This is a genomic window from Sphingobium sp. FG58 (assembly GCF_057809055.1).
The window spans coordinates 25,718-45,165 of sequence record NZ_JBMDJF010000020.1; the positions used below are offsets into that span (position 1 = coordinate 25,718).

The window sequence follows — 19,448 nt, forward strand, 5'->3', positions numbered from 1 at the left end:
GCAGGAGCAGTTAGTTGTATCCCGTTAAATAGACATGTGATCCATATATCGGGATATTTTGACGGTCAATCACTTTTCCTCTTCCGCCGATGCTGCAATATGGCCATATGTAAGAACTGGGTTCCACCATATAGAACAATAGCAACACGGGGATGGATCATGCGCTTGGCACCTATGCCGGCAATCTTGGCTCTGGCGGTCATCGGCACGCCGGCGGCGCAGGCCGCGCCCGCGCGCGAATGGATCGACCAGACCACCGGCCATCGCATCATCCGCATCAGCCAGGAGCCGGGCAGCACCTCGCTCTATTTCCATCAGAACAGCTATACCCGCCAAGGCGACAAGATGGTGATCTCCACGCCCGACGGCATTGCCGTGGTGCGGCTGGCCGACTGGAGCGTGACGCCGCTGGTGCGGCAGACGGGGATCAAGCTGCTGCTGGTCGGGCGGCGGACGCGGACGGCCTATTATACCCAGCCCCATGGCGCGGGGGTGATCGTCCATGGCGTGGATATCGACAGCGGCAAAGCGCGGCGGATCGCGACAGTCGCGCGCGGATCGATCGGGTCGATCAATGCCGACGAGACGCTGTTGTTGGGACAATGGGCGGAGCGTGAGCCGCCACTGCAACCCGGCGGCGATGGCAATCGGCCCGGCGAGACGGCCTTTGCCGCGACCGGGCCGGACGGAAAGCCCTTATCCTATGCCGATGCCAAGGAGGTGCGGCTGAACCAGCGGCTGGAGGCGAAGATCCCGATGGAGATTTTCACCATCGATATCCGTACCGGCGCGCGCAAGGTGGTGGTCGCATCGACCGACTGGCTCAACCATGTCCAGTTTTCGCCGACCGACCCGACCCGCATCCTCTATTGCCATGAAGGGCCGTGGCACAAGGTCGACCGGATCTGGACGATCCGCACCGATGGCAGCGACCAGCGGCTGGTCCACAAGCGCACCATGAACATGGAGATTGCCGGGCATGAGTTCTTCTCGCCCGACGGGAAATGGATCTGGTATGATCTCCAGACCCCGCGCGGTGAAGTGTTCTGGCTGGCGGGCTATGAACTGGCGACCGGCAAGAGGCGCTGGTTCCCGGTGGCGCGCGACCAATGGTCGGTCCATTATAACCAGTCGCCCGATGGCAAGCGCTTTTCCGGCGATGGCGGCGACGCGCAGATGGTGGCGCGCGCGACCGACGGCAAATATCTCACCCTCTTCACGCCGCAGCCCATCCCCGATGTCGCGGGCATCCGGGCGGACAATGCCGACGCGCTGATCGAGGCGGGGACATTGCGGGCGGAGAAGATCGTCGATCTGGCCCGACACGACTATCGGCTGGAACCCAATGTCACCTTCACCCCCGACGGTCGCTGGATGATCTTCCGGTCCAATATGGAAGGGGCGAGCCATATCTATGCGGCGGAGGTCGCTCCGACAAAATGATCCACATTGTGGATCAAATAATCACATGATGATTTTTCTGGCATTATCGATCGACTCCCTATAAGATGATACATGAGTTCACATAGTGGGACATCTGGGATAGCCCAGCGATCAGGGGAGGATTATATGTTGACCACCACCACTCGTTCCGCGTTTGCGCGCCGCAGCTCAGGCATTGCGCTCGCATCCGCCATGCTCATGGTCGCGCCAGCACTGGCGCAGGACCAGTCGGCACCGGCTGAGCCGGAGGGCGCCGACATCGTCGTCACCGGCTTTCGCGCCTCGCTCAACAGCGCGCTCGGCATGAAGCGCAAGGAAGCGGCCGCGATCGATTCGATCGTTGCCGAAGATATCGGCAAATTCCCCGACTCCAACCTGGCTGAATCGATGCAGCGCGTGCCGGGCGTGGCGCTGGCGCGCGGCGATGGCGGCGAGGGGCGCAACATTTCCGTCCGTGGTCTGGGCGCCGGTTTCACCCGCGTCCGCATCAACGGCATGGAAGGGTCGGCGCAGACCGGCGGTTCGGACATTTACGGCGCGGGCAATAATGGCCGCAGCTTCGACTTCAACGTGTTCCCGACCGAGATTTTCTCGGCCCTGTCGGTGCGCAAGACGCCGTCTGCCGATATCGAGGAAGGATCGCTTGGCGCGACGGTCGATCTGTCCGCGCCCAAGCCGTTCGACCAGAAGGATGATTTCGTCCTGTCGATGACCGCGCGCGGCATCTATAATGAATTGTCCAAGAAGGTCGATCCGCGCGCATCGCTGCTGATTTCCAAGCAGTTTGGCGATAGCGGTTTCGGCATATTGGGTTCGGTCGCCTACCAGAAACGCAACATTCGCGAGGTTGGCTATTCGGCGGTCGACTTGCTGTCGGCCAACACCAATGGCGGTTTCTGTTCGCCGCTGGGCTATACGCCGCAGAATCCGGCCGACAATGCGCTCAAGGGCGTGACTGCCGCCAATTGTTCGACCGGCAATCCGCGCACCAGCAATACCGCCGCCTACCAGACGATCCAGGATCTGCGTCGGGCCGACCTGCCCAACACGCCCGGCAGCGGCGCGTTCCTGCCGCGTATTCCGCGCTACCTGAACAGCGAACAGAAGCAGGAACGGATCGGCGGATCCCTGACGCTCCAGTTCCAGCCGGATGACCAGACCGACATTTCGGTCGACTTCCTCTATTCCCGGTTCGAAGTGACTCGCCGCGACAATTATATCGCCGCCATCTCCTTCGCCCGGTCGGCCTCCAATAATGGCCAGCCGATGACGTCGGTGCGCGAGATTGAGTTCGATGACAATGGATCGCTGGTCCATGGCGTGTTCGACGGGGTCGATGTGCGATCGGAAGGGCTGGTCGACAATTTCGTATCGACCTTCAAGCAGGCGAACGTCAATTTCCGCCGCGACCTGAACGACAGTCTGACGATCGACGGTCTGGTCGGCTTCAACCGGTCGATCTGGGACGGCAAGAAGCGGCTCCAGACTTTCATCGACGCGATCGATACCGATGGTTTCTCGATCGATTTCCGCGACGGCGGCACCACGCCCAAGCTGGGTTTTGGCGTCGATGTCGCCAATCCGGGCAGCTTCACCTATGCGCCGGGCCTGGCCGACGGCACGGTGCTGGGCGGTTTCAGCTATCAGGGCAAGCCGTCGCGCAACAAGACCGACAATCTGACCGCCGAAACCAACCTGAAATGGACCGTGAGCGACGCTTTCTCGATCCGGGCGGGCGCGCAATATCGGCGCAGCGACTTCCTCTCCACCTTCCTGCGTCCCTATTCGGCCGACACGGCGGTCCGCGCGCTGCCCGCCGGCACGACGCTGGCCAGCATTACCCGCGACATCACCGGCGTGGACAAATTGTGGGGTCAGGGAGCGCCCGCCAGCTGGGTGTCGATCGACGCCGACAAATGGGCCGATACGTTCGGCTTTGACGATGTGCGCTTTTGCGGCGTCGAATGTGGCGGCGGGCGCAGCCGGGTGCGTGAAGAGGTGACCAGCGGTTACCTGATGGCCAATTTCGACCTGGAGCAGGCGACCGGCTTTGGCATTCGCGGCGATGTGGGCGTGCGTTATGTCCGCACCGATATGCTCTCGTCGGGCTATATCGCGGTCGCCCCGCCCGCCGGGCAGACGTCGCCCACCAATCTGGTCGGCAAGTTCGCCGCCGCGCAGAATGTCTATGACGACTGGCTGCCGTCGGCCAATATCGTGATCGAGCCGGTCAGCAATGTGCTGATCCGCCTGTCGGGGGCCAAGGTGCTGGCGCGGCCGGAGCTGGGCCTGCTGACGCCGACCAGCGGCGTCAATCCGGTCACCCGCGTCGGCAATGTCAACAATCCCTTCCTCGACCCGATCCGCGCCAACACGTTCGACGTTGCGGTGGAATGGTATTTCCGTCCTGGTTCGCTGCTCTCGGCCGCCTTCTTCTACAAGGATATCAAGAGCTTCATCCAGAATGTGAACAGCCAGGTGCCGTTCAACGAGCTGGGCCTGCCCAATGCGCTGCTGGAAAACAGCAATACCGCGCCGACCGAATTGTTCACCGTGTCGCAGCCGTTCAATACGCCGGGCGGTCCGCTCAAGGGTATCGAGCTGAATGCGCAGATCCCCTTCACCTTCTTTGACGGGTTCCTGAGCAATTTCGGCGTGCTGGCCAACTACACGCTGGTGACGTCGAAGATCGACTATATCCTGGCCAGCGTAAACGGCGTGCCGACGGTAACGACGACGGCCGATTTGGTGGGCCTGTCGAAGAAAACCGCATCGGCTACGCTCTATTATGAGGATGACCTGTTCAGCATCCGCACCACCGGCAACTTCCGCGACAAGTTCATCCGCGGCATCCCCGCTTCGCCGGGCAGCGATCTAGTCGGCAATGCCAAGACCTTCTACATGGATGCGTCGGCCTCGCTCAACGTTACCGATCGTCTGAAGATCATCGTCGAGGCGCAAAACCTGACCGATGAACAGAACCGCCTCTACACCGACAGCGTGCGGCAGGACACTTTGTTCGAGACGCGGATCGGCCGGACTTTCACCTTCGGCGTGACCTACCGGATGTAAACCTTACACTCTCCCCCAGCCTGAAGGGCGCGATCATAACGATGATCGCGCCCTGTTTTTTGGGCGGGCGGAGACTTCAGCGCGGGCCGCTATAGCCGACGGCGGCGCTGATCTGCTGGGCGACGCGCATGACCTGTTCGGCCAGCGTCGGCCGCAGTTCGTCAGTCAGATAATGGGCGGCGCTGGCGATGGAGATGGCGACGCAAATCTGCCCCTTGGCATCGCGGACCGGGGTGGCGATGGAGCGGACGCCGTCGCCCAGTTCGCTGTCGTGCAGCACTTCGCCCCGCGCCTTGTGCGCGCGCATTTCGGTCAGGAAGGCGTCGATCTGTTCGCGCGGTGCCTTGCCGTCCTTGGCCAGCAGATAGAGCCGTTCCCAGGTCGCTTCATCCTCGTCCAGCAACAGCGCCTTGCCAAGGCCCGTTTCGGCGATCGGGCGGCGGTCGCCAGGGGCCGTGGCGACGCGCAGCCGCTGGGTGCCGGTCACCCGGTCGAGATGGCGGGAAAAATCGCCCTCCCGCTTGCCCACGAACACGCAAAAGCCGGTGCGTTCGGACAGAAGCTCCATGAAGGGGCGGGCGATGCGGACAAAGTCGATCTGTTCGGTCGCCAGCACGCCCAGTTGCAGCAGTTTCGGCCCCAGCGCAAAGCCGTCGCGCGTGACCGTCAGATAGTTGCGGGATTTGAGCGCCTGCACCAGCCGGTGGGCGGTGGTCTTGCTCATGCCGAGCTTACGGGCGAGGTCGGCGGCGCGGATCGGGCCGTCAATTACCTCGTCCATGATGTCGAGCGCGCGCATCAGCGTCTGCGTGCCTTTGACCCCCGGTTCGTTGCCCGAATCCTGTGTCGGGTCCACCCTGTCGTCGCTGTCCTGCATAGCCGTCCATTTTCCTGTTCCGGCATAGTCTATCGGCCAGTTGGACCGAGAAGTCAGCAAGATTATGCCCACCAGTTGGGACGCACGCCCACAATGAAAAGGCCCGCCGGTCGGGGACGGGCGGGCCTTTCGATCATATGTGGCAGGTGATCAATATTGGATCGTCACCGTCACCGCGCGGCGATTCTGCGCCCAGGAGGCTTCGTCCGAACCAAGGGCGGCCGGGCGCTCCTTGCCATAGCTGACCGTGGTGATGCGGCCTGAATCGATGCCGAGCGAGGCGAGATAGTTTTTCGCGGCATTGGCGCGACGTTCGCCGAGCGCGATATTATAGTCGCGGGTGCCGCGTTCGTCGGCATGACCCTCGATCGTGACGCGCACGGCGGGATTTTGTTGCAGCCAGGCGGCCTGGCTTTGCAGCGTCGCCTGATCCTCCGCATCGATATCATATTGATCGAGGCCGAAGAAAACACGGTCGGAGGAGACCGACGCGACGAAATCCTCCTGGCTGCCCTTGACCGGGCCGCTGGGTCCGGTCGATCCGACCGGTTCGGTCGCGGCGGCACCGGGTGCGGGCGGCAATTCGGCAGGCGGCTTTTTCGAGCAGGCGGCCAGCGCGATGATGGCGGTAGCCATGACCAGCGTTCGGGACATTTTCATCGGGGGTCTCCTTTGATTGATCCGGGCACCGCCCGCTCAGGACGGTATCAGGGTCCGTGATGTTCGTTACGCTGTCAAGACGATTGGGTTCCATGCCGACCGTCAGAATGCGCGATTTTCAGGGCAGCAGCGGTCCCCAGGCGGGGTCGGACCCGCTCAAGGGGGTAGGGATGCGACGCTCGTTCACGCCGGTCAGGTCGACCTGCCACACCTGGCTGGAACCTTGCTTGCCCGGCGATGTGCGGAAGAATTGCAGCACGCGGCCATTGGGCGACCAGGTCGGCTGTTCGTCCTGCCAGCCATTGGTCAGGATGCGCTCATTGTCGCCACCCGGCGTCATCACCGCGATCTTGAAATCGCCCGACAGCTTGGTGAAGGCGATGAGGTCGCCACGCGGCGACCATTCGGGCGTCGCATAGCGGCCGCCGCCATGGCTGATGCGGCGCTGGTTGGAGCCGTCCGCGTTCATGACATAGAGTTGCTGCCCGCCCGACCGGTCGCTTTCGAACACGATCTGGCTGCCGTCGGGCGAATAGCTGCCGCCCACGTCAATGCCTGGCGATGTGGTGAGGCGGACGGGGGTGCCGCCGCTGGCGGGAACCCGATAAATGTCGGTATTGCCCGCAATCGCCATGGAAAACAGGATGTTGCGCCCGTCCGGCGACCAGCGCGGCGCGAAGGTCGGATTGTTGCTTTCGGTCACCAGCCGCTGCTGCCCCGCGCCAATGTCGTAGATATAGAGGCGCACCCGGCTGCCCAGATAGCTGACATAGAGGATGGATTTATAGTCGGGCGAAAAGCGCGGGGTGAGCGCCATCGACTGGCCATTGGTGATGAAGCGATGGTTCGCGCCGTCGCTGTCCATGATGGCGAGGCGCTTGACCCGTGCGCCCTTCGGCCCGCTTTCGGCGATATAGGCGATACGGCTGTCGAAGAAGGGGCTTTCGCCCGACAGGCGGGCATAGATGGCGTCGGCGCACTTATGCGCGGCACGTCGCCAGTCGCGCGGGGCGACGACATAGCCCTGGCGGGTAAGTTCCTGCTTCAGCGCCACATCATAAAGGTAGCAGCCCACGGTGATGTCGGCTTCCCCGCCGGTGGTGCGGACGAAACCCTGCACCAGCGCCTGATAGGCGCCCCATTTGTCGAACACGGGAAAAGTGACTTCGGCAAAGGGGATTTGCGGCAGGCCGGCGGGACCGGACGGATCGAACAGGCCGGAGCCTTTGAGGTCCGAGGCGATCACTTCGGCGATCTTGCGGCCCAGTTCCGTGGTGGATCCGGCGGGGGTGGCGACGTCCTGTTGCGCGGGCATGGGGGGGACGGCGACCTTGACATTGCTGTCAATCTCGCCGGTCACATCGACCGACAATTGGGCCATGGCTGGCAGGGCGGTGAAGGCGAGCAGGGCGGCGGTCGCCACGCTCAAACGGCGCAAAAGGGAGGGTTTCATCGGTTCAGCCTCGCGTCAAAGCGGAGTGGCCGGAGCCATTTCCATTGGTCGTAAAATTCGGGCGGCATATTGCGGAAGGGGGAGGCAAGCTTGACCGCCTGGATCGCCCGTTCGGCATGGAGTTTGGCCTGGGGCCGGTTGCTGGCGGTGACGCCAAGCTGGTCGATAACCTCCGGCGTGCCGATCACCGCGCCGCTCTTGTCGAGCCGCACTTCGAGCAGGGTGACAAGCTGGTCCGCATCCGCGCCCGACGGGGGACGCCAATGCGGCTTCAACTGACGGCGCAGTTCGGCGTCGAGCGCGGATTTCTGCGCCGGACCCATGGCAGCGGCGGGCGCTGGGGCAGGCGGTTTGCGCGGGGCGTCGGCACTGGTGTCGATGCCTTTGAGGAAATCATTGCCGAGCAACGAGCCTTTGGGCTTGTCCGCCTTGCCCTGACCCGATGCGCGCGCGGGCGCCTTGGTCGCGGGCTTGGCCGATGCCTTGGCGGCGGGCTTTGCTGGCGCGGCGGCGGCCTTGGGCTTGTCGGGCGCAGGCTTCGGCGCTGGTTTTTTTGGGGGCGCGGGTTTGTCCGGCGCGGGCTTGGGCTTGGGCGCGACCTTGGCCACCTCCTTCCTGGGCGGCGTAGGTTTCGGTTTTTCAGGTGCTGGCTTGGCAACCGGCTTGGGTGGCGCGGGCTTGGGTTGCGGCTTGGGCGGGACTGGCACGGGTTCGGGCGCGGGTTCCGGTTCCGGCGCGGGGGCGGCGTCCTGCGTCGGTCCCTGTTCGGGGGCGACGCTGGGCGGGGGCGGTTCGGCCGACAATTTGGGCGCGGTCGATTGCAGCGCGACCTCATCCACCATGGACACTTCCATCGGCGGGGTCTTGAGCTTCAACGGGTTGGGGGTAGCCAAAAAGCCGGCCGACAGCAGTCCGAACAGCAGGACATGTCCCGCGGTCGCGACGCCAAGGCCGATTTTCTCCGTGCGCTCCATTGTCGGTCTATTCCGCCGTGTCGTCAGGCGAGGAGACCAGCGACACCTTGTTCAGGCCCGCGCGGTTGAGTTCGGCCATCACCCGCATCACCCGGCCATAATCCAGCCCCTTGTCGGCGCGCAGGAAGATTTGCGGCGCATCCGCTTTGCCCGCGTTGGCGGCGACGATTTCGGCGAGACGAGCGGGCAGGTCGGCGTCGGCCACCGCATCTTCATCAACATAGGTCGCGCCGTCGCGGTCAATCGACACGACGGTGGGCTTGGCGTCCTGGTCCAGTCCCCTGGCGCGGGTTTCGGGCAGGTTGACCGGCACGCCGGTCACCAGCAGCGGCGCTGTGACCATGAAGATGATCAGCAGCACCAGCATGACGTCGACCAGGGGCGTGACGTTGATGTCGGCCATCGGCGCGCGGCCACGGCCACGGCGGGTGGAGCGAGGACCGGACATGGCCATTAGTCTCTCCGTCCCATGCTTGTCATCCCAGCGAAAGCTGGGATCCCGCTTCCTTCTTCACGCGACGGCAAAAGAAGTGAGATGCCAGCGTTCGCTGGCATGACGGAAGAAAAATATCTCACCGCTGCGCCTCCAACTCGCGGCTCAATGTCGCATAGAAGCCGTCGGCAAAGCGGGTCAGGCGCGATTCCATGCGGTTGATGCCATGACTGAACCGGTTGTAGGCGATGACAGCCGGGATCGCGGCGAACAGGCCGATGGCGGTGGCGAACAAGGCTTCGGCAATGCCCGGCGCGACGACGGCGAGCGAACTATTCTGTTCCGCCGCAATCGCGGTAAAGGCGCGCATGATGCCCCAGACGGTGCCGAACAGGCCGACAAAGGGCGCTACCGACCCGACCGTCGCCAATATGTTGAGCCGGTCGGACAGCCGGTCGATTTCCGCCGCGATGGTGCTGGACATGGTCGTCGCCAGCCGGTCGCGCGTGCCGTCGCGGTCGATCACCTTCTGCGCGGTCGATCGCCGCCATTCGGTGACGCCAGCGGCCATCACCTTGGCGGCGGGCTGGTCCGCCTTGCCGCGCGCTTCGTAGAAACGGTCGATATCCTCGGCTTTCCAGAAATCCTGCTCGAAGCTTTTGCTATGCTTGCTGGCGCGGCGGAGCGTGACGGAAAAGCCGATGATGATCGCCCAGGTCCAGATGCTGGCCAGCAACAGGCCCAGCATCACACCCTTCACGACGATGTCGGCCTGAAGGAACAAAGCGAGCGGGGAAATGGTCGCGGCGTCGGCCACCGCGGCGACGTCTGGCAGATTGAGGGTCATGGGTGGAAATCTTCCCCTTGGCAAAGGCGGCTGAAAATGTCGGTCCAGGCTTTGGGTTGCCGTTGCGGGCGACCCTGCGGCGTCAGCCAGGCGACCGATATGGTAGCGTCGGTCAACTGTTCGTCGGCGCGCATGACTGATTGATGAATGGCGCAGCTGGCCGCGCCCACCTGCACCACGCGGCTGACGACCATCAGGTCATCGTCCAGGCGCGCGGGGCGGCGGTAGCGGATGTGCAGGTCAGTGACGGCATAGACGCCGGTGCCGCTGTCATGCGCGGCGCGCTGGTCGATCCCGGCAGCACGCAGCATGTCGGATCGGGCGCGCTCCATATAGCGCAGATAATTGGCGTGATAGACCAGCCCCGACAGGTCGGTATCCTCAAAATAGATGCGCAGCGGGAAATGATGCACGGCAGCGACAAAGCGTCCGGTCGCCGGCATGGGCATCTGGTCTGAAACGGGCATGAGCGGCTTTTAACCATGGCGCACCGTTCAGGCAAAGGCGGAAAAGTCGGTTTCTCGCGCGGCTGGCGCATTTTGTCGCCTGTGCTTTTTGGGAAGTGCGCCCCTCTGGTCCCCGGACGGCGCGAAGGCTAGGGAAGTTGGCAACGAGTCAGCATGTGGGAGAAGGCCAGGATGACGGATATTCAGACGGTGGGCGTGATCGGCGCGGGGCAGATGGGCGCGGGTATCGCGCAGGTCGCGGCGCAGGCGGGCTATGAGGTGATCCTGTCGGACGTCGATCTGCCGCGCGCGCAAAAGGGTCGCGACGGCATCATCCGTCTGCTGGCGCGGGGCGTGGAGAAAGGCAAGATCGCCCAGATCGACGCCGACGAGGCAATTGCGCGGATCACGCCGGTGGGCGAGATTGCGCCGCTGGCAGGCGCGCAGCTGGTGATCGAGGCGGCGACCGAGCGGGAGGAGGTCAAGCGCGCGATCTTCGCCAATGTCGGGCCATTGCTGGCGGCGGACGCGATCCTGGCGACCAACACTTCCTCCATTCCCATCACCCGTCTGGCGCAGGCTGCACCCGATGCGGGGCGCTTTGTCGGGGTGCATTTCTTCAACCCCGTGCCGGTGATGGTGCTGGTAGAGGTCATTCGCGGTCTTGCCACCACGCCGGAGACGGTCGCGGCGGTCGAGGGTTTTGCGGGGCGGATCGGCAAGACGGTGGTGCAGGCGTTTGACGCGCCGGGCTTCGTCGTCAACCGCATTTTGCTGCCGATGCTGAACGAGGCGGTGTTCGTGCTGGGCGAGGGCGTGGGCAGCGTGGTCGATATCGACATGGGCTGCAAGCTGGGGCTGAACCACCCCATGGGTCCGCTGACGCTGCTGGATTTCGTCGGGCTGGATACGGCGCTTGAAATCCTCAACGTGTTCCTGAGCACCACCGGTGATCCCAAATATCGCCCCGCGCCGCTGCTGGTCAAATATGTCGAGGCCGGCTGGTATGGCCGCAAGACCGGGCGGGGCTTTTACGACTATTCGGGCGCGGAACCTGTGCCTACGCGGTGAAGGGGGCGCATCGCTTTCCATTTCTCCGTCATCCTGACGAAAGTCAGGATCCATTCGGCGCTCCGTCTGCGTGACGATCCGGCCTAGCGCCGAATGGATCCCAGCCTTCGCTGGGATGACGGCGGTGGGGGAATCGGACCTGCTTACCCCGCGCTCAGCCCATGTTTCTTCATGCAGTGCCTTAGCTGGTCGTAGGTCAGGCCCAGCCCCTTGGCGGTGGCGCGCTGGTTGTAGCGGTGGCGGTCGAGCGCGGCGCGGATGATCGCGGCTTCGTGCGCGTCGACGGCGGCCTTCAGGTCGCTGATCGTTTCGGTGGCGATCGTGGGAGCAGGGGCGCTTGTGGGCGCGCTATCGGAAGGCGCGGCGGCGCTTGGCATCAGCGGTCTGGGTTTCCAGGGGGAGGCGAAAGGGTCGAAGGTCAGGCGGTCGATCGGCTTGCCCGGTTCGTCCCAGCGATAGACGGCCCGTTCGACCACGTTGCGCAGTTCGCGGACATTGCCGGGCCAGCTATGGGCCTCCAGCTGCGCGGCGCAGACGGGGGAGAAGCCGGGCCATTGCGGCCAGTTGAGTTCGGCCGCCATGCGCCGCCCGAAATGATCCGCCAGCACCGGAATATCGCCCTCCCGCGCGCGCAAGGGCGGCAGGGTGATGACCTCGAAACTCAGGCGATCGAGCAGGTCGGGGCGGAAGCGTCCGGCTTCAGCGGCGGCGGGCAGGTCGTCATTGGTCGCGGCCACGATCCGTACGTCCACCCGCAGCGGCTTCGACGCGCCGATGCGGGTGACTTCGCCATATTCGACCACGCGCAGCAGCCGTTCCTGCGCCGCCATCGATAGCGTACCCAGTTCATCGAGGAACAATGTGCCGCCATCGGCCTCCTCGAACCGGCCGGGCCGGGCGCGATTGGCGCCGGTGAACGCACCCTGTTCATGGCCGAACAGTTCGGCCTCTATGAGGGTTTCGGGCAGGGCCGCGCAGTTCATGACGATCAGCGGCTCGCCCCAACGCGGGGAGAGGTGATGGAGCCGCTCGGCGATCAGCTCCTTGCCGGTCCCGCGCTCGCCGATCACCAGCACCGGGCGATTGAGTTCGGCGGCGCGCCCGGCCAGCTCGACCGCGTCGAGAAAGGCAAAGGACTGGCCGACAAATTGGGTGTTTTTCTCCATACCCCAACTTATGGTGAAATTTCCCACCTTTCGGCAAGAGATATTCTGGCACGGGCTTGGAAAATCCCGCAAAAATGGCGCAAATCGGCGCTTTTCCAAAATTGGCACGGCCCCTGCAAAGCTTAGGGCAATCCGCACAGACACAAGCGGAACGTCACGAAGGCCAAGGTTCAGGGAGTTATCATCATGGAAGAGAACAACAACAGCGTTCGCGAAATCGGCCAGCTGATGTCGGTTGCTTTGGCTGCCCTGCTGTTCGGATCGACCCTGATCCTGTCAGCAGTCGGTCCGGCCCGCGCCAGCGAAGCCCCGATGCTTGCCAGTCAGACGACCCCTGTGGCCCTGCGCTATCTGGCCTGAGGTCGCCGCCCCCAAGAATAAAATAAGGAGTGAAGTTCAGATGGGTATTTTCTCCCGCACCCGCGACATCATCGCCGCCAATGTCACCGACTTGCTCGACAAGGCCGAGGACCCGGCAAAGATGATCCGCATGATCATCCTGGAAATGGAGGAAACCCTGGTCGAGGTGCGCGCGTCCGCCGCCCGCACGATTGCCGACCAGAAGGAAATGCGCCGCCACATCGCCAAGCTGACCGCCTTGCAGGACAGCTGGACCGAAAAGGCGCAGCTGGCTTTGTCGAAGGACCGCGAGGACCTGGCCAAGGCGGCTTTGGTCGAGCGCCAGAAGGCGACCGACATGGCCGAGCATCTGTCCCACGAGATCGAGACGCTCGACGATGCGCTGAAAGCGTCGGAAGAGGATATTTCCAAGCTCCAGGGCAAGCTGCGCGAAGCCCGCGCCCGCCAGAACAGCTTGGTCACCCGGATGCAGAGCGCGGAAAACCGCCTGCGGGTGCGCGAAGCCTATGCCGGCGAGAAGGTGAACGAGGCGTTTGCGCGCTTCGACATGCTGGAAAGCCGGGTCGATATGGCCGAAGGTCGCGCCGATGCGATGGCGCTGGGCGGCACGCCCAAGACGCTGGAGGAAGAGATTGCCGAGCTGAAGTCCGCCGACAAGGTGGATGCTGACCTGGCGGCGCTCAAGGCCAGCATGAACAAGGGAGCCTGACGTCATGGAGGACATATTCCTGCCCATCATGATCTGCGGCATGTTGTTCATCGGTATGCCCTGGCTGATCTTCCACTATGTCACCAAATGGAAGCAGGCGCCCAAGATCACCGACGAGGATGAGAAGCTGCTGGATGAACTCCATCTTCTCGCCCGCCGTCTGGAAGAAAGGCTGGTGACGGTCGAACGGATCGTCGCCGCCGACAACCCCGATTTCCGTCCGCGCCGCCCGGCACCCGATGCCGACCTGAGCGATGACGATTACAGCTTCGACCGGAGGAACTGAGATGACCGCCCGCCGCACCAAATTCTACCTCAACAAGGCCAATGGCAAATGGTCGGGCGTGTGCGCAGGCATCGCCGACTATAGCGGGATCGACGTCGTCTGGGTCCGTGTCGGCGCAGTGCTGATCACCCTGATGGGGGCCTTCCCCTGGACGCTGATCGCCTATTTCGCCGCCGTCTATTTCGCCGATGACAAGCCCAAGGGGCTCTATTCGGACCGGGATGACGAGAAATTCTGGCAGGGCGTGCGGACCAATCCGACCCGCTCCACCCGCGACGTCCGGTCCAAATTCCGCGACATCGACCGCCGCCTGGCCGACATCGAAATCTATTATACCAGCCGCAACACGCGCCTGGCGGACGAAATCGACAGTCTACGCTGAGCAGGTTTCGGGCTGAGCAGGTTCGGGGCAGAGTAACAGGGAGTTAAACCCATGAATTTCGGTGGACCTTTCTTCGTCCTGGCCATCATCGCCATGTCGACTTTGGGCTGGATGTTCACCACCTGGGTCCGTGCGCGGCACGGCTATCCTGTGGAAAATGAATGGACCGGCACCGTTGATCGAACCGACGGCGACGCTGGTCGAAAAATCGACCTTCTGTCCGGTGAAAACGAAAAGCTGGTGGGCCGCATCAGCCGTCTGGAGGAGCGCATCGCCGTGCTGGAACGGATCGCCACCGATCCTGCCGTCCGCACTGCGCGCGCCATAGAGGAACTGCGCTGAGCGCGGTGCAAGGGAGTAGAGATCATGTTTCCATTTGCAGATTTCGCGCCGGTCGTCTTTGCCGTCGGGTCGCTGGGGATCATCGGCTGGGTTGTTACCACCTGGCTGCGCGTCAAAAATGGCTATCCGCTGGAAAATAGCTGGGGCAAGCCGGTCTATCCACAGAAGAATGAGGAAATGGTCGAGCGGGTGAAGCTGCTCAGCCAGGAAAATGCCCAGCTGCGCGCCGAGATCGGATCAATGAAGGATCGCTTGGCCGTGGTCGAGCGGATCGTCACCGACGAAAGCCACCAGCTTAATCGCGAAATCGAACGGCTGCGCAGCCCGGCCAACTGAGCGCGCGGCAAAGGGAGAAGTCATCATGAACCCGTTTGAAATGGTCGTCGCCATCATCGCGATCACCGCCATCGCCAGTGTCCTGCGCGCCAAATATGGTGTCGTGCGCCGCGACAAGGGCGAAGAATTTATCGCGCGCGGCCCCGACCCGGAAGCCGAACGGCTGCGCGCTGAGGTGAAAGCGCTGAAAGACCGCGTCGCGGTGCTGGAGCGCCTGGCCACCGACGGCAGTAGCGCGCTGGAGCGCGAGTTCGAGAAATTGCGGGACCGCGATTGAACGCGGCCCATTGGGCAGGGAGGCTATCATGCAGGACCCCACTCTCTATCTGACCATCGCGCTGGCCGGGCTGGCTGGCCTCTCCATCGTCACCATGGCCACGTTGCGCGGCTGGACCGGCTGGCTGGAGCTGAAGCGCGCGGAACTGGGCCATCGCAGCGAAGCGAGCGCGCCGCCATCAGCCGCCGCGCGGATCGAGGTCGCGGATTTGAAGGAACGTATCCGCAAGCTGGAAGCGATCGCGGCGGGCGTGGACCTGTAGAATGATGTTTCGACCGTTCGCCCTGAGCGAAGTCGAAGGGTTCCACCGAGCGCAGCGAGGTACCTTCGCCTCCGCTCAGGTAAAGGCTTCGACTTCGCTCAGCCTGAACGGCTAAGGGTAAAGGCATCACGAGCCAAGGGGTTTCCCCCTGCGCAAATCCCCCTATATGGGCGGCCATGACCGATCAGAGCGCCCTTGCCGACATTTACGATGAGTATGAATTTCTCGACGCGGACGATCGTTATCGCCTGCTGATCGATCTGGGCCGGGCGCTGGAACCCATGCCCGATGCGCTCAAGACGGATGCGACGCTGGTGCGCGGCTGTTCGGCGGCCGTGTGGGTTTATCCCACCGTGCTGGAGGACGGACGGCTGCATTTCCTGGCCGACAGCAATGCCGCGATCACCAAGGGGATCATCGCGCTGGTGCTGCTGACCGTGCAGGACAAAAGCCCCGCGGCGATCGGCGGCGCGGACATAGAAGGGGCGCTGGCCCCGTTCGACCTCAAAAATCAGCTTAGTTCCAACCGGACCCAGGGCATCCCCAACATGATCGCCCTGATCCGCGATACGGCGGCGCGCTACAGCGCGTAGCGCGCGATAACTTTACTATGATCCGTTCGTCCTGAGTAGCCATTGAGCGAAGTCGAAATGGCGTATCGAAGGATCAAGCGCTGTGCATGATGCTTCGATACGAGCCTTCGACAAGCTCAGTCTCTACTCAGCACGAACGGAGTTTATGTAACCTGAAGTCATCAAACTCTGGGGGAAACCTGGATCAAGTTGCGGCGTTGAGTTTCCTGACAAGGAGATTCAATCATGCGCCATTTCATCGCCATCGCTGCCGTCGGCCTGCTCGCGGCCTGTTCGTCCGGCGACAAGGGGCCGACCCAGCGCGACACGATCGGCCAGACGTGGAAATATGAGGCGGGGTCGGGTGGCAAGCCCAAACTGGCCTATATCGGCAGCGCCAATGCCGTGCCGACGATGACAGCGGCAGATACCTTCGCGGTGCTGCTGGTCCAGCCGATGGACAATGGCGAAAAATCAGTGACGGTGAAGCTCGTCGGCGCGCCGTTCCAGTGCGACCTGTCCGATTGCGCCGTCACCGCGATTGCCGATGGCGGCAGGCCGCTGCGCTGGAAGGGGCGGATGACCGACGCCAAGGACGGGATCGAAATCATGCCGTCGCAAAATGCCTATGAGGCGATCGCCAAGGCGCAGACGGTTTCGGTCAATCTGGTTACCGGGCCGAAGGAGCAGACCGCGCCCTTTGCCTTCAACGTCGCCGGGCTGGATTTGAAGGGGTGATGCAACAATAGTCGTCATCCCAGCGGATGCTGGGATCTCCCTTTCTTCGGCGCTGAGCCAAAGAAGGCAGAGAGACCCCAGCGTTCGCTGGGGTGACGGTTGCCCATTCACTCCTGCAACGACACGCCGGGGCTGCGCGGGTCGGCGGCGCCGATCCAGTGGCCGTCGGCGGCGCGTTCGGCGGCATTGGCCTTAAGGCCCAGGCGCGAGACGGTGACCCGATGGCCCATTTTCTCGAGCGGTGCCTGCATCGCCTCCAGCCCGGTCCCCTGTTCCAGCACCAGCCCGTCGCCGTTGAAGAAGATCAGGCCCATGGCGATCGAGTCCTGCGCGGACAGGCCCCAGTCGAAATGGGCGATCAGCGCCTTGGCCACTTGCATGATGATGGTCTTGCCACCTGCCGCGCCGACAGTGAAGATCGGCATCCCCTTGGCGTCATAGACGATGGTTGGGGACATGGAGGAGAGCGGCCGTTTGCCCGGTCCCATCGCATTGGCGACCGGCGCGCCGTCCTTTTGCGGGGTGAAGCTGAAATCGGTCAGTTCATTGTTCAATATCACGCCATTGGCGACCAGCTGGCTGCCGAAGAAGCTTTCGATGGTGGAGGTCCAGGCGGCGATGTCGCCATTACGGTCGATCGCGACGAAATGGCTGGTGCCGCTTTCGGGCTGCGGCAGTGACGCGGTGCGTGGCTGCGCGCCGGGCGGGGTGCCGGGCTGATAGTCGTTCAGCGCCTTGTTGAGGCGGATGCTGGCGGAGCGCTGCTTGAGATAGGCGGGGTCGATCAGGCCGCTGACCGGCACCGCGACGAAATCGGGATCGCCCAGCCAAGTGCCGCGATCGGCATAGGCCAGCTGCATCGCTTCGCCGATGACATGCCAGGATCGCGGATCATCCTTGCCCCATTGCGCCAGGGGAAAGCGCTCGACCATGCCCAATATCTGGAGCACCGTGACGCCGCCTGCCGAGGCCGGACCCATGCCGCACACGGTATAGACGCGATATTTCCCGCACACGGGCCTGCGCGGTTTCGCCTGATAGGCGGCGATGTCGCCTTCCGTCATCGGCACCGGATTTTTGGGGGCGTTGGTGACCGCCTGCGCCATCATCCGGGCATTGTCGCCAGTGTAGAAGGCGTCCGGGCCTTCGGCGGCGATGCGTTTGAACAGGGCCGCGAGCGGCGGGTTTTTCAGCATCGTGCCGATGGGGGCGGGCTTGCCGTCGATCCAGAAATATTTTTGAATTTCGGGAAAGTCGGCCCAGACGCCCGCCACCGCCTTCATCGCCGTGTCGAGCCGCTGGCGCACCTCGAACCCGTCCTGCGCGGCGCGGATCGCGGGCTGGAACAGGTCGGCCCAGGGCAGCTTGCCCCATTTTTTATGCGCGTCCCACGCCATGCGCAAATTGCCCGGCACGCCGACCGAATAGCCACCCGGCCAGGCGTCGCGGAAGGAGAGCGGCTGGCCGTCGGCCCCCATGAAGCGGTCAGGCCGGGCGGCGGCAGGCGCGGTTTCGCGGCCGTCGATCGATTCCAGCACCCCGGTCTGCCCGTCATGATGCATCAGAAAGCCGCCGCCGCCGATGCCGCTATTATGTGGCTCCACCACGTTCAGCGTCAGCATCATCGCGATCGCCGCGTCGGTGGCGCTGCCGCCTTTGCGCAATATCTCCTGCCCCGCGGCGGCGGCGCGCGGATCGGCGGCGGAGACGGTGGCGTTGGTCGACACCGGTTCGCGCGCGATGGCGGGCAGCGGCAGGGTGACGAGGAGGGCGAGGGGGGCCAGCAGGCCGAACGGGCGGAAGTTCATGCCCGCCACCCTACGCATTGCGTTGCCCGCTGCAACCCTTTGAGGATACCAGTGGCGCGCTGGCGGACCCTGCATCATGAAATCCCTCCTTTCAGGGCAAAGGAATCGCATATGACTTTGCGTCATCCCTCCAACGTCATCCTGAATTTATTTCAGGATCCATCGTGCCTCAAAAGCCGCCGCTGGAGACGAGAAATGGATGCTGAAACAAGTTCAGCATGACGAAGTAAAATAAGGTGCATTTCATATACGATACCCCTGCCCTTGCAGGGGAGGATTTTGTGGGACTGCATTGCCACAAAAAAGGCCGCGCAGTCACACCGCGCGGCCTTTTCATTCACTCGGACAATCGGACGCTCAGGCCTTCTTGTTCGCCTGATAGCGTTCGATTGCTTCCAGCGTGACGCGCTTGGCGTCCTCGGCGCCGCCCCAGGTGCCGATACGCACCCATTTGGTTTTTTCCAAGTCCTTGTAATGGGTGAAGAAATGCTCGATCTGCTCCATCACGATGCCGGGCAGGTCGTCCTTCTCGCTGATGTCGGCATAATAAGGGAAGGTCTTGTTATCCGGCACGCAGACGAGCTTTTCGTCGCCGCCGGCTTCATCTTCCAGGTTCAGCACCGCGATCGGGCGAGCGCGCACGACCGATCCGGGGACGAAGGGCGAGCGCGCGATCACCAGCGCGTCGAGCGGATCGCCGTCTGGCGACAGCGTGTGCGGCACGAAGCCATAATTGGCCGGATAGCGCATCGGCGTGTGCAAAATGCGGTCCACGAACAGCGCGCCCGACGCCTTGTCGAACTCATATTTCACCGGCTCGCCGCCGACCGGCACTTCGATGATGACGTTCAGGCTGTTGGGCGGATCGTCGCCGACGGGGATCAGTTCGATATTCATGGAAACGCCTTTTGTTGCACGATAGAATAGCGGGTGT

General features: G+C 63.3%; 23 protein-coding genes. 13 read left to right on the forward strand and 10 right to left on the reverse strand.

The genetic code is table 11. From position 1 onward, the window contains the following. The first annotated feature begins 159 nt into the window (after positions 1 to 159). Positions 160 to 1,443 carry an oligogalacturonate lyase family protein gene (locus ACODR8_RS17170; protein WP_489008392.1) on the forward strand — a complete coding sequence of 428 codons (1,284 nt, stop codon included), beginning with the start codon at positions 160 to 162 and terminating at the stop codon, positions 1,441 to 1,443. Positions 1,444 to 1,569: 126 nt separating this feature from the next. Then, positions 1,570 to 4,515, forward strand: a complete 2,946-nt coding sequence (locus ACODR8_RS17175; RefSeq protein ID WP_489008393.1) for a TonB-dependent receptor — start codon at positions 1,570 to 1,572, stop codon at positions 4,513 to 4,515. 76 nt (positions 4,516 to 4,591) lie between these two features. On the opposite strand, the gene ACODR8_RS17180 is transcribed toward ACODR8_RS17175, so the two are convergent. From ACODR8_RS17180 to ACODR8_RS17210, 7 genes are all read right to left on the reverse strand, one after another. Continuing rightward, complete coding sequence (locus ACODR8_RS17180; RefSeq protein WP_489008394.1) at positions 4,592 to 5,392, reverse strand: IclR family transcriptional regulator; 801 nt, start codon at positions 5,390 to 5,392, stop codon at positions 4,592 to 4,594. A gap of 150 nt (positions 5,393 to 5,542) precedes the next feature. Then, positions 5,543 to 6,052 (reverse strand): peptidoglycan-associated lipoprotein Pal, encoded by a 510-nt coding sequence (gene pal / locus ACODR8_RS17185; protein WP_489008395.1) that lies wholly within the window; start codon positions 6,050 to 6,052, stop codon positions 5,543 to 5,545. Between the two features lie 118 nt (positions 6,053 to 6,170). Continuing rightward, positions 6,171 to 7,505 carry a Tol-Pal system beta propeller repeat protein TolB gene (tolB, locus tag ACODR8_RS17190; protein ID WP_489008396.1) on the reverse strand — a complete coding sequence of 445 codons (1,335 nt, stop codon included), beginning with the start codon at positions 7,503 to 7,505 and terminating at the stop codon, positions 6,171 to 6,173. Then, a complete protein-coding gene (locus ACODR8_RS17195) occupies positions 7,502 to 8,479 on the reverse strand; it encodes a cell envelope biogenesis protein TolA (protein ID WP_489008397.1) in 978 nt (325 codons plus the stop codon). Before ACODR8_RS17195 ends, tolB begins: the two co-directional genes overlap by 4 nt. A 7-nt stretch (positions 8,480 to 8,486) precedes the next feature. After that, positions 8,487 to 8,933 carry a protein TolR gene (tolR, locus tag ACODR8_RS17200; protein ID WP_489008398.1) on the reverse strand — a complete coding sequence of 149 codons (447 nt, stop codon included), beginning with the start codon at positions 8,931 to 8,933 and terminating at the stop codon, positions 8,487 to 8,489. Positions 8,934 to 9,051: 118 nt separating this feature from the next. Next, complete coding sequence (tolQ, locus tag ACODR8_RS17205; RefSeq protein WP_294137012.1) at positions 9,052 to 9,759, reverse strand: protein TolQ; 708 nt, start codon at positions 9,757 to 9,759, stop codon at positions 9,052 to 9,054. Next, complete coding sequence (locus ACODR8_RS17210) at positions 9,756 to 10,226, reverse strand: YbgC/FadM family acyl-CoA thioesterase (RefSeq protein WP_489008399.1); 471 nt, start codon at positions 10,224 to 10,226, stop codon at positions 9,756 to 9,758. Before ACODR8_RS17210 ends, tolQ begins: the two co-directional genes overlap by 4 nt. A 171-nt stretch (positions 10,227 to 10,397) precedes the next feature. Between ACODR8_RS17210 and ACODR8_RS17215 the strand changes: the two genes are divergently transcribed. Next, positions 10,398 to 11,276 (forward strand): 3-hydroxyacyl-CoA dehydrogenase NAD-binding domain-containing protein, encoded by an 879-nt coding sequence (locus ACODR8_RS17215; RefSeq protein ID WP_489008400.1) that lies wholly within the window; start codon positions 10,398 to 10,400, stop codon positions 11,274 to 11,276. A 143-nt stretch (positions 11,277 to 11,419) separates the two neighbouring features. Here the strand turns inward: ACODR8_RS17215 and pspF are convergent, their stop codons facing one another. After that, positions 11,420 to 12,442 carry a phage shock protein operon transcriptional activator gene (gene pspF, locus ACODR8_RS17220; RefSeq protein ID WP_489008401.1) on the reverse strand — a complete coding sequence of 341 codons (1,023 nt, stop codon included), beginning with the start codon at positions 12,440 to 12,442 and terminating at the stop codon, positions 11,420 to 11,422. 186 nt (positions 12,443 to 12,628) lie between these two features. On the opposite strand from pspF, the gene ACODR8_RS17225 reads away from it, so the two are divergent. The 10 genes from ACODR8_RS17225 (at position 12,629) to ACODR8_RS17270 (ending at position 16,706) form a co-directional block, all read left to right on the forward strand. Beyond that, entirely contained in the window at positions 12,629 to 12,802 is a 174-nt protein-coding gene (locus tag ACODR8_RS17225; RefSeq protein WP_217672543.1) for a hypothetical protein, read from the forward strand. Positions 12,803 to 12,842: 40 nt separating this feature from the next. Continuing rightward, the gene (gene pspA, locus ACODR8_RS17230; RefSeq protein WP_294137017.1) at positions 12,843 to 13,511 is read left to right on the forward strand and encodes a phage shock protein PspA; all 669 of its coding nucleotides are present in this window, start codon (positions 12,843 to 12,845) and stop codon (positions 13,509 to 13,511) included. Positions 13,512 to 13,515: 4 nt separating this feature from the next. Further along, entirely contained in the window at positions 13,516 to 13,797 is a 282-nt protein-coding gene (pspB, locus tag ACODR8_RS17235) for an envelope stress response membrane protein PspB (protein ID WP_006953511.1), read from the forward strand. A gap of 1 nt (position 13,798) precedes the next feature. Beyond that, a complete protein-coding gene (gene pspC, locus ACODR8_RS17240; protein ID WP_006953513.1) occupies positions 13,799 to 14,179 on the forward strand; it encodes an envelope stress response membrane protein PspC in 381 nt (126 codons plus the stop codon). Positions 14,180 to 14,230: 51 nt separating this feature from the next. Beyond that, positions 14,231 to 14,521, forward strand: a complete 291-nt coding sequence (locus ACODR8_RS17245) for a hypothetical protein (protein WP_119743698.1) — start codon at positions 14,231 to 14,233, stop codon at positions 14,519 to 14,521. Positions 14,522 to 14,545: 24 nt separating this feature from the next. Beyond that, positions 14,546 to 14,857: a hypothetical protein gene (locus ACODR8_RS17250; protein WP_119743755.1), complete on the forward strand. Its 312-nt coding sequence runs from the start codon at positions 14,546 to 14,548 to the stop codon at positions 14,855 to 14,857. Positions 14,858 to 14,882: 25 nt separating this feature from the next. Continuing rightward, positions 14,883 to 15,134 (forward strand): hypothetical protein, encoded by a 252-nt coding sequence (locus ACODR8_RS17255; protein WP_217672545.1) that lies wholly within the window; start codon positions 14,883 to 14,885, stop codon positions 15,132 to 15,134. 28 nt (positions 15,135 to 15,162) lie between these two features. Next, positions 15,163 to 15,396, forward strand: a complete 234-nt coding sequence (locus tag ACODR8_RS17260; RefSeq protein ID WP_217672546.1) for a hypothetical protein — start codon at positions 15,163 to 15,165, stop codon at positions 15,394 to 15,396. 176 nt (positions 15,397 to 15,572) lie between these two features. Then, positions 15,573 to 15,989, forward strand: coding sequence for a SufE family protein (locus ACODR8_RS17265; RefSeq protein ID WP_489008402.1), 417 nt, complete (start codon positions 15,573 to 15,575; stop codon positions 15,987 to 15,989). A gap of 225 nt (positions 15,990 to 16,214) precedes the next feature. After that, positions 16,215 to 16,706: a hypothetical protein gene (locus ACODR8_RS17270; RefSeq protein ID WP_489008403.1), complete on the forward strand. Its 492-nt coding sequence runs from the start codon at positions 16,215 to 16,217 to the stop codon at positions 16,704 to 16,706. Positions 16,707 to 16,813: 107 nt separating this feature from the next. Here ACODR8_RS17270 and ggt read toward each other — a convergent pair whose 3' ends face one another. Then, entirely contained in the window at positions 16,814 to 18,514 is a 1,701-nt protein-coding gene (ggt, locus tag ACODR8_RS17275; protein WP_489008404.1) for a gamma-glutamyltransferase, read from the reverse strand. Positions 18,515 to 18,871: 357 nt separating this feature from the next. Then, on the reverse strand, positions 18,872 to 19,411 hold the full coding sequence (gene ppa / locus ACODR8_RS17280) for an inorganic diphosphatase (protein ID WP_119743706.1): 540 nt from the start codon (positions 19,409 to 19,411) through the stop codon (positions 18,872 to 18,874). Positions 19,412 to 19,448: the final 37 nt, after the last annotated feature.

What these genes read in the sequence shown, in the direction of transcription:
- ACODR8_RS17245 (WP_119743698.1), top strand. Translation starts at nt 14,231, where the DNA reads ATGAATTTCGGTGGACCTTTCTTCGTCCTGGCCATCATCGCCATGTCG.
- ACODR8_RS17195 (WP_489008397.1), bottom strand. Translation starts at nt 8,479, where the DNA reads ATGGAGCGCACGGAGAAAATCGGCCTTGGCGTCGCGACCGCGGGACAT.
- ACODR8_RS17170 (WP_489008392.1), top strand. Translation starts at nt 160, where the DNA reads ATGCGCTTGGCACCTATGCCGGCAATCTTGGCTCTGGCGGTCATCGGC.
- pspB (WP_006953511.1), top strand. Translation starts at nt 13,516, where the DNA reads ATGGAGGACATATTCCTGCCCATCATGATCTGCGGCATGTTGTTCATC.
- tolB (WP_489008396.1), bottom strand. Translation starts at nt 7,505, where the DNA reads ATGAAACCCTCCCTTTTGCGCCGTTTGAGCGTGGCGACCGCCGCCCTG.
- pspA (WP_294137017.1), top strand. Translation starts at nt 12,843, where the DNA reads ATGGGTATTTTCTCCCGCACCCGCGACATCATCGCCGCCAATGTCACC.
- ACODR8_RS17270 (WP_489008403.1), top strand. Translation starts at nt 16,215, where the DNA reads ATGCGCCATTTCATCGCCATCGCTGCCGTCGGCCTGCTCGCGGCCTGT.
- ACODR8_RS17260 (WP_217672546.1), top strand. Translation starts at nt 15,163, where the DNA reads ATGCAGGACCCCACTCTCTATCTGACCATCGCGCTGGCCGGGCTGGCT.
- ACODR8_RS17265 (WP_489008402.1), top strand. Translation starts at nt 15,573, where the DNA reads ATGACCGATCAGAGCGCCCTTGCCGACATTTACGATGAGTATGAATTT.
- tolR (WP_489008398.1), bottom strand. Translation starts at nt 8,933, where the DNA reads ATGGCCATGTCCGGTCCTCGCTCCACCCGCCGTGGCCGTGGCCGCGCG.
- ACODR8_RS17180 (WP_489008394.1), bottom strand. Translation starts at nt 5,392, where the DNA reads ATGCAGGACAGCGACGACAGGGTGGACCCGACACAGGATTCGGGCAAC.
- ACODR8_RS17175 (WP_489008393.1), top strand. Translation starts at nt 1,570, where the DNA reads ATGTTGACCACCACCACTCGTTCCGCGTTTGCGCGCCGCAGCTCAGGC.
- ppa (WP_119743706.1), bottom strand. Translation starts at nt 19,411, where the DNA reads ATGAATATCGAACTGATCCCCGTCGGCGACGATCCGCCCAACAGCCTG.
- ACODR8_RS17255 (WP_217672545.1), top strand. Translation starts at nt 14,883, where the DNA reads ATGAACCCGTTTGAAATGGTCGTCGCCATCATCGCGATCACCGCCATC.
- ACODR8_RS17215 (WP_489008400.1), top strand. Translation starts at nt 10,398, where the DNA reads ATGACGGATATTCAGACGGTGGGCGTGATCGGCGCGGGGCAGATGGGC.
- ACODR8_RS17250 (WP_119743755.1), top strand. Translation starts at nt 14,546, where the DNA reads ATGTTTCCATTTGCAGATTTCGCGCCGGTCGTCTTTGCCGTCGGGTCG.
- pal (WP_489008395.1), bottom strand. Translation starts at nt 6,052, where the DNA reads ATGAAAATGTCCCGAACGCTGGTCATGGCTACCGCCATCATCGCGCTG.
- tolQ (WP_294137012.1), bottom strand. Translation starts at nt 9,759, where the DNA reads ATGACCCTCAATCTGCCAGACGTCGCCGCGGTGGCCGACGCCGCGACC.
- ACODR8_RS17210 (WP_489008399.1), bottom strand. Translation starts at nt 10,226, where the DNA reads ATGCCCGTTTCAGACCAGATGCCCATGCCGGCGACCGGACGCTTTGTC.
- pspF (WP_489008401.1), bottom strand. Translation starts at nt 12,442, where the DNA reads ATGGAGAAAAACACCCAATTTGTCGGCCAGTCCTTTGCCTTTCTCGAC.
- ACODR8_RS17225 (WP_217672543.1), top strand. Translation starts at nt 12,629, where the DNA reads ATGGAAGAGAACAACAACAGCGTTCGCGAAATCGGCCAGCTGATGTCG.
- pspC (WP_006953513.1), top strand. Translation starts at nt 13,799, where the DNA reads ATGACCGCCCGCCGCACCAAATTCTACCTCAACAAGGCCAATGGCAAA.
- ggt (WP_489008404.1), bottom strand. Translation starts at nt 18,514, where the DNA reads ATGAACTTCCGCCCGTTCGGCCTGCTGGCCCCCCTCGCCCTCCTCGTC.